Raw genomic sequence first — 13,954 nt, 5'->3', positions numbered from 1 at the left:
TAAGCACCGGATCTCAGTCCATTGCGACGCTTCATAATGCGACAGTCGCTTGCAAGCCATTGCAAATCAGTCGCCGGACTTGCTCTTGCACAAGCTTATCTGGCGAGTTTGTTTGCTACTATGAGCATGTGTGTTTTGCATACTCCTCACCTGCCAGCTCACGTGAAAAGGTTCAGTACATGGTATCCGAAGTGAACGCAATGACCGGTCTTAGCGCTACGGAAGCCGCCGCCCGGCTGACGGCAGAGGGCACCAATGAATTACCCTCCGCCAGACCGCGCAACATCGCCAGCATGATATGGAAAGTCGTCAGTGAGCCCATGCTGCTGTTGCTGTTTGCCTGTGGTGGTGTCTATCTGATTCTTGGCGATACACACGGCGCTGTCGTACTGGTATTTTTTATCCTGATCATCGTCAGCATCAGTCTGTTTCAGGAACATAAAACCGAACGTGCACTCGAAGCACTGCGTGACTTATCCAGCCCACGAGCCATCGTGATACGCGACGGCAGACAGCAAAACATCGCCAGCCGGGACGTCGTTTGCGGTGATTTGCTGGTTTTATCTGAAGGCGACCGTGTCACTGCTGATGCCATATTGCTGTCGTGCATGAATATGAGCGTGGACGAATCTTTGCTGACCGGTGAATCTTTAGCTGTCGGAAAAACAGTGGCAGAGCCGGCGCCGCTCACGATGGGACAAGCTGGCGGCGAACACATGCCTTTTGTGTTTTCCGGATCACTGGTGGTACAAGGCAACGGCATTGCGCGCGTGATGGCGACCGGCAGCCGCACAGCGATAGGGAAAATCGGACAGGCTCTGGCCAGCGTACAACAGGAGCCAACCCGCGTGCAGACCGAGATGGACAAGGTCGTCAAAATGATCGCCTTTGCCAGTCTGGCTGTCGCACTGCTGCTGACCATTTTCTATGGTATCAGTCGCCACGACTGGCTGAACGGGATTCTGGTTGGCATCACATTTGCCATGGCGCTGATTCCGGAAGAATTACCCGTCGTGCTGGCTCTTTTTCTGGGACTCGGTGCCTGGAGAATTGCCCGACAAAGAGTGTTGACCCGCCGCGTACCGGCGATTGAGATGCTCGGTGAAACAACTGTGCTGTGCGTCGATAAAACCGGCACGCTGACACAAAACAAAATGGCCGTTGCGCGCCTGTTTGCGCAAGGCAGCCACTATTGCTGTACCGCGCCCGATGCGAAGCAGCCGCAGGTACTGGAAGAAGAATTTCACGAAGTACTGGAATACGCGATTCTTGCCAGTCACCGCTCGCCGTTTGATCCTATGGAAGTGGCAATTCAGGAATTCGGAAAATCAATGTTGGGGCAAACCGAACATCTGCACGATAGCTGGACGCTGGTTGATGAATATCCGCTCTCAAAAGAATTACTGGCGATGTCACGCGTATGGCAATCGCCCGATCAGGCACATTTTGTGATCGCCAGCAAAGGCGCGCCCGAAGCGATTGCCGATCTTTGTCATCTCAGCGTTGAGCAAATAAACGCGTTACACAAGGAAGTCGATCTGCTGGCGAAGCAAGGCTTACGCGTACTTGGCGTCGCCAAAGCGCAATTCAGCCCGGTATCACTGTCTGCAACTGAAAATACAGATAAAAAACTGCCGCCTATCCAACATGATTTCGAGTTTGAGTTCATCGGCCTGATCGCGCTCGCCGACCCGATCCGCGTTGGCGTACCGGCGGCGATACAGGATTGCCAGACTGCCGGTATCAGAGTCATCATGATTACCGGCGACTATCCTGCCACCGCGCAAAACATCGCTCAACAATGTGGCTTTGCAACATCCTCCGGCATCATGACAGGCGCCGAATTAACTGCGATTGACGATGCCGAACTCAGCCAACGCATTAAGACAACGAGTATCTTTTGCCGCGTATCGCCAGAGCAAAAACTAAGACTGGTCAACGTACTGAAAAAGAATGGCGAGATCGTCGCGATGACCGGTGATGGGGTCAATGATGCGCCTGCATTAAAGGCCGCCCATATCGGTATCGCCATGGGCAAGCGCGGCACCGATGTAGCGCGTGAGTCGGCTGCACTGGTATTGCTCGATGATGATTTTACGGCGATCGTGGCGACCATACGCTCAGGACGGCGCATCTTCGATAATTTACGCAAAACCATTCGTTTCATCATTGCCGTGCACATTCCGGTGATCGGCATGTCGCTGATTCCGGTGCTCGCAGGCTGGCCGCTGGTGCTGATGCCCGTGCATATTATGGTGTTGCAACTGATTATTGACCCGACCTGTTCACTGGTGTTCGAGGCGGAATCGGAAGAACCCGATGTCATGCGCAGACCACCGCGTTCCGTCAACGCCAGTATTTTTGATGCAGCAGTACTGCGCACCGGCCTGTTACATGGCACAGCGTTACTACTGACGGTGCTTGGTATCTATGGGTATGCATTACAGCATTATCCAAATACCGGAGAAGCCCGCGCCCTGGCGTTCACGGCAATGGTGATAGGAAATATCGGTTTGATTTTTATTCATCGCAGTGTGTCGTCAGACATCATCCACAGTCTGCGTTTGCCAAATCCGGCATTGTGGTGGGTGGTCGCTACGGCCTCAGCAATCTTGCTACTTGCGCTGAGCATACCGGCGATCAGTGCACTGTTTCACTTCGGACAACCGGCTTTACCCGAAGTGCTGACCAGCGCCGCAGCGGCCCTGTTTTGTATCGGCCTGATTGCAGCAGCCAAAGCATACCGATACAGACAGCGCCGTTTATCCTGATCTGTGCCTCAGATAAACATCAACCAGCTAAAGCTTTTTCCAACAAACCATGCAATTCAGTGAATGAAGGCTCACCGACATAACGTTTTAAAACATTGCCCTGCTTGTCGATAACATAGGTGGTCGGCGTCAGCTTTACATCGCCGAAAGCCTGCGCCAACTTGCCCTGCACATCCAGTGCAACGTGAAATGGCAGTTGCCGGGTCTCAGCATAATTGAGCACATAATTCGGCGGATCGTAGCTCATTGCCACCGCAACAAATTCCAGACCTTGCTTGTTGTACTTGTTATAGGTCTCTATCATGCGTGGCATCTCAGCGATGCAAGTAGAACAGGAAGTCGCCCAGAAATTCACCATAACGACTTTGCCGCGCAAATCCTGCGTCGTCAATTTGTCGCCTTTCAGATTGGTGAACGTCACTTGTGGCATCGCCGGTTTGGCAGCGACCGATTGGTAAAAGAGAAAACCAAGCACAGCCAGTGCGATTGCGGCGATAGCGGCAAACAAAGCGAATTTGCGTGGAGAAGACGGTGCCAACATGGGACTTCCTCAATAGTTCAGAGATAAGCGGGCATTATACGGTTTACGCGTGATGTCGGCAGCGTGTCATCCATGTAACGCCGGATTGACTGCCCTCGGTCTGACCTTCATCAAACGGCTACACTCCTGCAGCTAAAATAATCTGGCAACTGGCACAACAACGCCCGCAAAAAAAGCACGATCAGTGGCCATAACGCTGATGCCTTTGCTCAACCCTATATCAAAAGTCAAACGTTTGTTCGGGCTGTAAGTCAGCGCCAGCAAGATCTGATTTTGCGGCTGACTGCCTTTACTTTTATTTCCCGACCACTCAGCAGTAACGCCCAGAGCCTCGCTGAGACTATATGAAAAAGCCGAAGACAGACCAGTTTGCCAACGCGATACGCCGCCATCTGCCCATCCCATTTTCGTCACGTTCGCATTTATGTCCAGATGCCAGTCGCCCAGGTCTTTGCTGTAAATACCATTCAGGGTGTAATCGCGTTTTTCTGTACCTATCGCTTGTTTTGCGGTTGGCAGTTTCACACCTAGCTCCAATCCGAAAGCAGTGTCGCTGTCGATCACAAACGCCCGCTTCAATACCAGATTCACGTCACCCATGCCACGCACACGCGTCCCCGCGCCATCATCATTCATCACCCGCAGATCACCGCCCAATAAGATGCCCCATTGCTCGGAAAAAGCCAGCTTCAACAATGAGGGCAAACTGTCGCGCCTTGCGTCTCCCGATTTACCGGATAAAACACCGAACTCGGCTTCGAGCTGACCTGGAAACGGCAATTGTGCCGAGTTCGATACCGATGGCCGATACGGTGTGATCGGCGCATCGTCCTGCTCTGCGGCGCCAGCCAGAAGGCTTACGCTACCAGCCAACAATCCTGCGCCGATACGTTTGATACACGCAGCTCTCGTACCGGAAAATCTCTTATTTTTCATCTCAGCCTCCTTCATGGACAGGTGCAGTAATCGCCTTTCCGGCGACATGCGTCGTCAGCACGATCGCCGTTGATGTCGATCCGAAGGCATTGAGCTCATTGATAATGCGCTGTAAATGCTCCACATCAGTTGCCAGCACACGCATCACTGCACCGTCTTCGCCGGTAACCGTATAACAATCGATAATTTCTGGACAAGATGCGACGTACTGCGCGTAAGGTCTGCCCTGCTGCGTCGACAAACGTATCATTGCGGTAATCTGATAACCGAGCGCCTTAGGATTCACGTCTGCGCGGTAACCACGTATGACTTCAGCCGCCTCCAGACGCTTGATGCGTTCGGATACGGCGGGCTGACTCAGATGCACCTGACGGCCAATTTCCGCATGCGACATGCGTGCATCCTGTTGCAATAAACTCAGGATTTTCTGATCAAAATTATCTATTTTTGGATTCATAAGGAGACAAAAGAATTTTCCGTTGAATTCCATCAATCACGGTTGAATTGCTTATGGAATCCTATTTAAGCGTCACGAAGCGCTTGTTAAAGTAGAGCTTACACTAAACCCGGTAAGGTTCAAGAGATCATCATGACGACCACTATCAGCAACACCCAGATCGCGCAGATCGCCACAGAATTCCACACCCCTTGCTGGGCATACGATGCCAGCATCATTCGCCAACAAATCGCCCGTCTTAAACAGTTTGACGTGATCCGATTTGCGCAGAAAGCATCCAGCAATATTCATCTGCTGCGCCTGATGCGCGAACAAGGGGTGATGGTGGACTCGGTCTCTCTTGGTGAGGTTGAACGGGCACTGGCGGCCGGTTATGCGCCAACCGCCAATGCCGATCAGACACATGCCCCTATCGTATTCACAGCGGATCTGCTGGATCGCAATGCATTGAAACGCGTGGTGGAACTGAATATTCCCGTTAACTGCGGTTCGCCGCAAATGCTGGAACAGCTTGGACAGGCACATCGCGGGCATCCGGTCTGGCTGCGGATCAATCCCGGTTTTGGTCACGGTCACAGCCGCAAAACCAATACCGGCGGCGAACAAAGCAAACACGGCATCTGGTTTGAAGAATTGCCGAATGCGCTCAACATCATTGACCAGTATGGTTTGCAACTGGTGGGTCTGCACATGCATATAGGCTCAGGCGTCGATTACGACCACTTGCAAAGCGTCTGCGATGCAATGATCGCGCAGGTGAAAACCGCAAATCGCGACTTGCAGGCAATCTCCATCGGCGGCGGCTTATCGATTCCTTATCGTGGCGATGAAGCCGTGGTCGATACCGATCATTATTTCCAGATCTGGGATAAAGCGCGTAAAGAAATTGAAGCGCATCTCGGCCACAAAATCAGTATGGAAATTGAACCGGGACGTTTTCTGGTTGCGCAGTCGGGCATCTTGATTTCGGAATTACGTGCACAAAAACAAGTCGGCAGTAATTTCTTCGCGCTGGTCGATGCCGGCTTCAACGATCTCGCACGGCCTGCGATGTATGGCAGTTTCCATCGCATTTCGGCACACGCCGCAGACGGAACACCGCGCACGACCGCATTGAAGCCAACCGTGGTGGCGGGTCCTTTGTGCGAATCCGGTGATGTGTTTACGCAGGAAGACGGCGGCGTCGTGACAACGCAGAATTTACCCGCCTGCGAAATCGGCGATCTGTTTGTCTTTCACGATACCGGCGCGTATGGTGCCAGCATGTCGTCGAATTACAATTCACGTCCGCTGATTCCGGAAGTGCTGGTGGATGGCGATAAAATCACGCAAATCCGCCGCCGTCAGACCATACAGGAACTCATCGCTTTAGAGCTGTAATACAGGGCTTCCATTGCGATGAAAACGAAAGGCGCTTTACGTACCATACGGCTCACGCTGTTGCGCCTTTTATTATTTCAGACAAGCTCCGAGAAACTCCTGAATTTTTGCGGACACCTGACGCCCCTGAGAACCAAAAGCAAAATGATCAGCATCGGCAATCGTCATTAACTCCACAGCCGCGCCAGCTGCTTTCATTTTCTTTGTAAAATCCCTTGCCTGTTGCACAGGTACAGTCGCATCCAGCTCGCCCTGCAACAGCAATAATGACGGCAGTTTATTTTTAAGTTTCCCTGATGCCGGGATATAACTGACAGGACTGGCGTCTTGGTAGATCTTCGCCGATGCAGAAAAATCTTCACCCAGCAGCGATTTCAGCATCACCCGCGGTGACATGGAGCTGCGTATTGCAGGGTCGGCAGTTTTCCACCAATCGACAAAATCCAGCGGCGGCGCATGTAAAACCGCACACCGCAACTGACTGCTGATACCAGCATAACCACCTGTGTTTTCCCATTTCCCCGGCGTGACCGCTGCCAGTGCAAGCAAATGCGCACCGGCGGAAACACCAAATGCGCCAATTTTTTCGGGATCGATCTGATACTCAACTGCATGGCTGCGTAACCAGCGTACCGCACATTTCACATCCTCTATCTGCGCCGGAAACCGTGCTGCGGGTGCCAGGCGGTAATCCACACTCATCGCGACAAAACCCATACGCGATAATTGCTGCAATAAGCCATGTAAATCCGTACGGGAACCGCCGAGCCAGCTACCGCCGTGTACCACTATCATCGCAGCGTATGGTGGCGATGCGTTGGCCGCTGGCAGCACATCAAATTTCAGCGGTACATCATCGCCGCAAGCGGTGACGGTTTGCAACACCGGCGTCGCTGTTGTCGTTGCAGCCTGCACAGGATGAATGAACATCACAAAAATCAACAGAGATAAACAAAGACGCAGAAGCATAAAAACCATTAAAAAAGAAGTATGAAGAAAAAAACCTCACGTCAGACGCAAGGTTTTTATATCACGACATAAAAATGCTCATGCGTATGCAGCTCACGGAACCACGCCACACGCCATGCGTGCGCCACCACCGCCCAGCATTGCAGGATGATCGCTATGATTATCGCCACCCGCATGCACCATCAGCGCATGCCCACTGAGATCGGCCGCCTTCAGACGCGGTGCCAGCACAGGATAATTCGCCTTGCCATCCGCACTCACGTACAACGCTGGTAAATCGCCTTTATGGCCTTTGCCATACGGCCCCAGATGCGCGCCTGATTTTTCCGGGTCCCAGTGCCCTCCAGCGCCCAGCGCGGCGGTTGCCACGCCATTATTTGCCGCAGGTGCGCAAGAAGGATTCGCGTGTACGTGAAAACCGTGCACACCGGCTGGCAAACCAGTTAAATCCGGTGTAATCAGCAAACCGTAGGCAGTATCTTCCAGTGTGACTTTGCCAGCAGAACCTAGATTGCCGCTCGCATCGACAAAATGCAACTCCAGTGTTTGTGCCTGCGCGATTCCAGTAATCAGGCTTGCCGCCATCAGACTCAGCTTCATTTTCGATAACATGTTGTCTCCTCAGGTTGTATGACAGGTGAAACGAAGCCATTGCCCGCATGTATGCATGTAACAACTTTCTGCAACGGTATCTGGCAATGGACTGTGAAGCACAGCAAAGGCTGACTATACACTTTTTTATCACAAAGGAATTTCAGGCAAACTCGCCGAACGCGAACCTGCTTCCGGCACATTTGCCGCATCCCGATAAGTGAATACCATAGAAAATTTTCCTGCGGTGGTCAGATTTTTCCCCGCGGCATGAAACAGATTACTATGAAACAGTAAGACATCGCCTTGCTGCAAAGCCACTGGACTTGTCTGTGCCAACAAGGCTTGATTCTGCGGCAGATCAGCACGTAAAAACTGGGCATTGTCTAATTGCGATGCATCGATCTGAAGCTGATGCGATCCCGGTATCACCAGCAGACATCCGTTTTCCACCGTTTCATTGCGCAAGGCCAGCCACGCTGAAATCAGTTCGGCGCGCGCAAAATGCCAGTAGCGGCTATCACGGTGCCAGCCGGTTGCGGTGGAATACTGCGGCTGTTTCGTCATGATGCAATTGTGATGTGCTTGTGACATCAGCGCACCATTGCCAAGTAATTGCAACAATGGCTGCGCCAGTGCCGCGCCTGTCGCCCATGTTGCCAGCAGAGAATCACGCCCATACGCCTGCAACAAACGGCGTGCGGTATGCCCGCCTTCGGCTTCGCGCGATGCCGGTGCGCCGGGATAGCGGGTATCCGCCTCATATTCTATGGGCTGTACGTCGTCCGTTAATTGTTGCTCTGCAAAGCGAATCACCTGTTCGCAAAAATCCGGCGTTGCCAATCCTGGTAAAACTAAAAAACCCTGAGTCTGAAACTCCTGAATCTGATCATGACTAAGCATTGTTATTGCCAATTTTCAAAAAGTGCAAAACACTATTGTGCCACGCACTCGACACCGCGTTGCCCTGAAAACAGGCAAGTTTTGCGGCAGAGCAGCAAATTAAGTCATAATAGGCATCAGGTTTTTCATTACTTACTGCCACCATGACCACTACCGCACTCGAAAATATTAACATCGTCTCGTTTGATCACATGCCTGCGCCGGAAGAGCTGCATGCACGTTTGCCGCTCACGGAAGCGGCAGGTAACGTCGTCGAACAAAGCCGCGAAGCCCTGCGCAATATCCTTGACCGCAAAGACAAACGTCTGTTCGTCGTCGTAGGCCCTTGCTCCATTCACGATCCGGTGGCGGGTCTGGATTACGCGCGTCGTCTGAAAGCATTGCAGGCAGAAGTCAGCGATGTGATGTTGCTGGTGATGCGCGTCTATTTTGAAAAGCCACGCACCACGACCGGCTGGAAAGGCTATATCAACGACCCGTATCTGGATGATTCTTTCCGTGTCGATGAAGGCATGGAAAAAGCGCGTCAGTTTTTGCTGGATGTCTGCGAGCTCGGCCTGCCGACCGGCACCGAAGCTCTCGACCCGATTTCACCGCAATACCTGGGTGATCTGATCGCCTGGACCGCAATTGGCGCACGTACGACAGAATCGCAGACCCACAGAGAAATGTCGTCTGGTCTGTCAACGCCAGTCGGTTTCAAAAATGGTACCGACGGTGATATCAGCATCGCGATCAATGCTATTTTGTCCGCATCGCATCCGCATTCCTTCCTCGGTTACAACAGTCAGGGTCAGGTGTCGATAGTACGCACCAGCGGCAATCAATATGGCCATGTCGTGTTGCGTGGCGGCGGTGATCGTCCGAACTACGATACGGTGTCGGTGGCGATGGCGCAGCAGGCACTGGTGAAAGCGAAACTACCACCGAATATCGTGGTTGACTGCTCACATGCCAACAGCTTCAAAAAGCCGGAATTGCAACCACTGGTGATGGCGGATGTGGTGAACCAGATCGCCAACGGCAATGACGCTATCGTCGGCGTGATGATCGAATCGAATATCGTCGCGGGCAATCAGGCGATTCCTGCCGATTTATCACAACTGAAATATGGCTGCTCCGTCACCGATGCCTGTGTGGACTGGAGCACGACAGAAAATATGCTGCGTGAAGCAGCCGCCAGATTGCGTCAGAAATAATCTGGCTCAATCTGGTTCAGCATGTAAAAAAGCGCAGTGTGAAAAATCACACTGCGCTTTTTTTATATTTCCGCGGACAGTTACGCGAGCAGAATCGTCTGTCGCGTTATGCCCTCAAAAAAACTTACTTCGCGGCCGCTGCTTTTTTCGCTGCGCCAGCAAAATCGCCGACATAGAAATGGGCAAAACTGTCTGGTTTCACGTATTTGCGTATCACCGCATTCACATCGTCCAGCGTCAGTGCGGCAATTTTCGCTTCGACCTCAGCATCAAATGCCATAGAGCGACCAACATATAACTGGCCGCGCAGGTTGCCTGCCAATGCCGGATCTTGCGCACGGCGGATATTACCTTCCTGTGCGATAGACTGCTTCGCGTCCGCCAACTCTGCTGCCGTCACGCCATCTTTGACTAACAAAGCCAGCTCTTCTTTCACGCCGGTTTGTAATTTCGCCAGATTTTGCGGTGCGTACATTGCGTACAAAACAACCGCTGCGTTTTTGTCCAGACTCGGCACGCTCAGTGAACTGCCGGCACCGTAGCTGATGCCTTCTTTCTGACGCAGGCGATTGAACAAACGTGATTTGATACCACCACCGAGAATATTATTGGCAACGCGCAACGCTGGATAATCGGGCGACTGGTCATCGAGTTCAAACGGCAGTGATGCCAGATAAAACGCATTCGCTTTGTCCGGTGTTTCTATGCTGTTCGCTTGCCCGTTTGCATTCAGATTCAGGCTTGGAACACGAACATACTTCGCTGGACTATTCCAGTCGCCAAGCACCGTGGCCAGTTTCGTTTTGACTTCTGCCGCATCAAAATCACCGACCAGAGAAAACTCGGCACTGTTTGCACCGTAGAAGGTTTTGTAGAAATCTTTGACGCTGTCGAGTTTTGCAGTGCTGTATTCTTCCATCGCTTCATTGAAAGAAGACTGATAACGAATATCGCCTTTTTTATACAGACTGTTTTTCAAAGCGCCCATCGCACGTGTTGCAACCGCTTGTGGCTCGTTTTTACCAGATTCTATCTGCGTCAGATTTTCTTTGACCAGCAAATCGAATTCAGATTGCGGGAAAGTCGGTGTACGCAGAACTTCACGCAGCAGATCCAGCAACGCTGGCAAATTGGCACGCACGGTGTCAAAGCTGACATTCAGATTCTGACCAGCACCGGAAATACGTAATTTAGCTTTCAGCTCACCGAGTTTGGTATCGAGTTCGGCGCGGGTAAATTTGCCGGAACCGCGCATCAGCATATCGGCAGTCAGATCGGCAACAGCGACTTTGCCGAACAGGGATTTTTCATCGCCGAAATGCAGGCTCAGATTGCCGTTCACAGTTTCACCGCGCGTTTTTTTACTTAACAATGCCACTTTCGCACCATTTTTCAGCGTCAATTTTTCTGTGCGTTTATCGATATTGGCAGCGGTAGCATCAAAGGTTTCTCCTGCCGCCACAGTCGCACGGCCTTTGTAGCCTTCCACCAGTTTGGCAACATCCGGTGCCGCCGGGATTTCGGCGCGATCAGGTTTTGCCACTGGCAAGAACTGACCGTAACTGCGATTGTCGGCTTTAAAGTAATTTTGCGCGACGCGCTGTACATCCGCCACCGTCAATGCTTCGATACGATCGCGTTCAACGAAGAACATACGCCAGTCACCCAGCGCAATCGATTCCGACATACTGACGCACAGACGTTGCGGATCGTTGATGGTTTTTTCCAAAGCATTCAACAGATTGGTTTTGGCACGCTTCAATTCGGCTTCGGTGACCGGTTCTTGCGCCAGCCCTTCGACAGTTTCAATCAGACTAGCTTTCACATCAGCCACATTCTGATCTTTACTCATGATTCCGAGGAACATGATGTAGCCAGGCTCTGCCAGTTGAAATGCCATTTCCGCGACATTCACTGCTTTTTTACTTTCCACCAGCTTTTTATACAAACGACCGTTTGGTGCTGAACCCAGAATCTCGCCCAGTGCAGATACGGCGGCGGCGTCGGCGTGACTGCCTGAGGATGTCGGATACAGTACGGCAGCGAGTTGCTGATCGCTGATGCGGCGCACGGTTACTTCACGCGTACCGTCGCGTGGCGCTTCGCGGGTCCAGGTGTTGCTCAGTTCACGCGTCGGTTTGGCGATGACACCAAAGGATTTTTCGATCAGCGCCAGGGTTTTTGCCGGATCGAATTTACCGGCTACCATCAGCACAGCATTATCCGGCTGATAGAACTTACGGTAAAACGCCTGCAGGTTAGTAATTTTCACACCCTCGACGTCAGAGCGTGCACCGATGGTGCTGTGACCATAGTTGTGCCAGTCGAAAGTTGCCGCACTCAATTGCTTCCAGAGCACGCCAAACGGATTGTTTTCACCAATTTCCATTTCATTGCGGACCACGGAAAATTCGGTATCGAGATCAACCCGCGCCACTTTGGAATTGACCATGCGGTCGGCTTCCATTTCCAGCGCCCATTTCAGATTATCTTCACTGGCAGGGAAAGTTTCGAAGTAGTTGGTGCGATCGTAAAACGTGGTGCCATTGAACTGCATGCCGCGCTTGCTCAGCTCTTGCATGATGTTGCCACGGTCTTTGGTACCCTTGAACACCATGTGCTCAAGCAAATGCGCCATACCGGTTTCGCCGTAACTTTCATGACGTGAACCAACAAGATAAGTCACATTGACGGTGGTGGTTGGTTTTGATGCATCCGGTGCCAGCAATACGCGCAAGCCGTTTGGCAAACGGTATTCCGTGATGCCTTCAACACTGGTGTACGCAGTCGCTTTTGCTGCAACAACCGCTTTTGGCGCTGCTGCAAGGGTAGGCATTGCAGTCGCAGCAGTAAACGCGAGGGCAAATGCAAGGCAAATTGGTTTGAGTTTCATTGATTTATTCCATTAGTCGTTAAACGGTCAACTTCACTACTTCTGAACTTTTATCTTCTATTTCTCTTCTATTTCTCTGATCTCTGATACCAGGCTGACATCGATAACAGCGATCAGTACCACTGATGCACCGTCACGCCGGAAAGGCAGTTTTGCATGCACCCCGTTATGACAGAAAATGCTTGCTCTCTTATTAAACGAGAAATGAAGCATAACAAATTTTCATTGTTTGGCGAGAGTTTGTGACGAAATGATGAATACGCCGACGAAATGCAGAATGTGGTCAATAAAATAGCGTGAATTCACCCTCAAGAAGATCGCGGAAGTTCATCGACAATATCAATAAAAATGGGGAGTATGTGGCGTTTTCATCCTTATCTCTTTATGAAATAAGGATGTCTGGAAATACTGGGAGGGAGTATATTTATTCTTTCGCGACGAATTAGTGCGCCACAAACACTTCAGTGCTGGCTTGATTCGCCTGACTTTCGCTGACTTCGGCTCCACCGCTTGCCGGCAGATTGGTTTTGTCTGACAGGAATACTTTAACCTGCGCCTGCGCAGCGGCTTTGTACGAAAAACCAAGCAGCGACACATCCCTTGCACCTGAGATCAACCGATGACATCTTCACCCACGTCTTACACCGTACGTCCCTTAACCGCACACGAATGGCAACAATATCGGCAGATCAGACTTCGCTCTCTTGCCGATGCGCCAGACGCCTTTGGCAGCACACTCGCCGCAGAAAAAGATCGTCCTGACGATGTCTGGGCAACACGACTCTTACTGGCAACAAGCTCAGGAAAAGATCGCCCGTTAATAGCGGAAATCTCGGGCATTAAAAATGAATTTGCTGGTTTGCTGTGGGCGAAAGAGGATGCCACTGATACTTCCGTCGTCAATATTTTTCAGGTGTGGGTGGCACCAGAATATCGGGGACAAGGTATGGCAGCGGCGCTGCTCAGAGCAGCAATTCTCTGGGCGAGATCCAGACGCGCCAGGCTTGTTCAATTAGGGGTGACATGCGGCGACAGCGCCGCAATGCGACTCTATCTCCGGGAAGGATTTCAGGCCGTCGGCGTGCCTGAACCGCTGCGTCCGGATTCCGCTTTACTGGAACAAACAATGCGTCTGGTACTGGAGCAAACGCCTGTCGCCACGGACATTCCCCCTGAGAAATAATGGCATATTGATTGCCCATCGACCTTATTCATTGACTTGAAATTGGGGGAGTATGCACAAAAACCGCCTTATTCTCAGCAGAAAATAAGGCGGTTTAAAAATACTCCCCCCAGTATATTTTTCGCTTCCAG

At 51.7% G+C, this 13,954-nt stretch carries 12 protein-coding genes; 4 read left to right on the top strand and 8 right to left on the bottom strand.

Going from position 1 to position 13,954, the window contains the following annotated elements; genetic code table 11:
- Positions 1-200 precede the first annotated feature (200 nt).
- Entirely contained in the window at positions 201-2,771 is a 2,571-nt protein-coding gene (locus tag H8K29_RS02380) for a cation-translocating P-type ATPase (RefSeq protein WP_255423224.1), read from the top strand.
- Between the two features lie 19 nt (positions 2,772-2,790).
- Here the strand turns inward: H8K29_RS02380 and H8K29_RS02375 are convergent, their stop codons facing one another.
- The 3 genes from H8K29_RS02375 to H8K29_RS02365 all read right to left on the bottom strand — a co-directional run bounded on the left by H8K29_RS02375 (position 2,791) and on the right by H8K29_RS02365 (position 4,705).
- Complete coding sequence (locus H8K29_RS02375) at positions 2,791-3,312, bottom strand: TlpA disulfide reductase family protein (RefSeq protein ID WP_186896256.1); 522 nt, start codon at positions 3,310-3,312, stop codon at positions 2,791-2,793.
- Between the two features lie 132 nt (positions 3,313-3,444).
- A complete protein-coding gene (locus tag H8K29_RS02370; protein WP_186896255.1) occupies positions 3,445-4,248 on the bottom strand; it encodes a transporter in 804 nt (267 codons plus the stop codon).
- Position 4,249: 1 nt separating this feature from the next.
- Complete coding sequence (locus tag H8K29_RS02365; protein WP_186896254.1) at positions 4,250-4,705, bottom strand: Lrp/AsnC family transcriptional regulator; 456 nt, start codon at positions 4,703-4,705, stop codon at positions 4,250-4,252.
- A gap of 132 nt (positions 4,706-4,837) precedes the next feature.
- On the opposite strand from H8K29_RS02365, the gene lysA reads away from it, so the two are divergent.
- On the top strand, positions 4,838-6,085 hold the full coding sequence (gene lysA, locus H8K29_RS02360) for a diaminopimelate decarboxylase (RefSeq protein ID WP_186896253.1): 1,248 nt from the start codon (positions 4,838-4,840) through the stop codon (positions 6,083-6,085).
- A 72-nt stretch (positions 6,086-6,157) separates the two neighbouring features.
- On the opposite strand, the gene H8K29_RS02355 is transcribed toward lysA, so the two are convergent.
- From H8K29_RS02355 to H8K29_RS02345, 3 genes are all read right to left on the bottom strand, one after another.
- A complete protein-coding gene (locus H8K29_RS02355; protein WP_186896252.1) occupies positions 6,158-7,015 on the bottom strand; it encodes an alpha/beta hydrolase in 858 nt (285 codons plus the stop codon).
- Positions 7,016-7,147: 132 nt separating this feature from the next.
- Entirely contained in the window at positions 7,148-7,666 is a 519-nt protein-coding gene (gene sodC, locus H8K29_RS02350; protein ID WP_370527119.1) for a superoxide dismutase [Cu-Zn] SodC, read from the bottom strand.
- Between the two features lie 129 nt (positions 7,667-7,795).
- Complete coding sequence (locus H8K29_RS02345; protein WP_186896251.1) at positions 7,796-8,548, bottom strand: phytanoyl-CoA dioxygenase family protein; 753 nt, start codon at positions 8,546-8,548, stop codon at positions 7,796-7,798.
- Positions 8,549-8,691: 143 nt separating this feature from the next.
- Here H8K29_RS02345 and H8K29_RS02340 point away from each other — a divergent pair, with 143 nt between their 5' ends.
- Positions 8,692-9,747 (top strand): 3-deoxy-7-phosphoheptulonate synthase, encoded by a 1,056-nt coding sequence (locus H8K29_RS02340; protein ID WP_186896250.1) that lies wholly within the window; start codon positions 8,692-8,694, stop codon positions 9,745-9,747.
- Positions 9,748-9,871: 124 nt separating this feature from the next.
- Here the strand turns inward: H8K29_RS02340 and H8K29_RS02335 are convergent, their stop codons facing one another.
- Both H8K29_RS02335 and H8K29_RS02330 read right to left on the bottom strand, forming a co-directional pair.
- The gene (locus tag H8K29_RS02335) at positions 9,872-12,640 is read right to left on the bottom strand and encodes a pitrilysin family protein (RefSeq protein ID WP_186896249.1); all 2,769 of its coding nucleotides are present in this window, start codon (positions 12,638-12,640) and stop codon (positions 9,872-9,874) included.
- 442 nt (positions 12,641-13,082) lie between these two features.
- Positions 13,083-13,235: a hypothetical protein gene (locus H8K29_RS02330; RefSeq protein ID WP_186896248.1), complete on the bottom strand. Its 153-nt coding sequence runs from the start codon at positions 13,233-13,235 to the stop codon at positions 13,083-13,085.
- Between the two features lie 24 nt (positions 13,236-13,259).
- Between H8K29_RS02330 and H8K29_RS02325 the strand changes: the two genes are divergently transcribed.
- Positions 13,260-13,823 carry an N-acetyltransferase gene (locus H8K29_RS02325; RefSeq protein WP_186896247.1) on the top strand — a complete coding sequence of 188 codons (564 nt, stop codon included), beginning with the start codon at positions 13,260-13,262 and terminating at the stop codon, positions 13,821-13,823.
- Positions 13,824-13,954 lie beyond the last annotated feature (131 nt).

The organism is Undibacterium sp. CY21W (genome assembly GCF_014284265.1).
GTDB lineage: Bacteria > Pseudomonadota > Gammaproteobacteria > Burkholderiales > Burkholderiaceae_D > Undibacterium > Undibacterium aquatile.
Note: the sequence above shows the minus strand (reverse complement) of the source record. Positions and strands in the feature narration are given on the sequence as shown.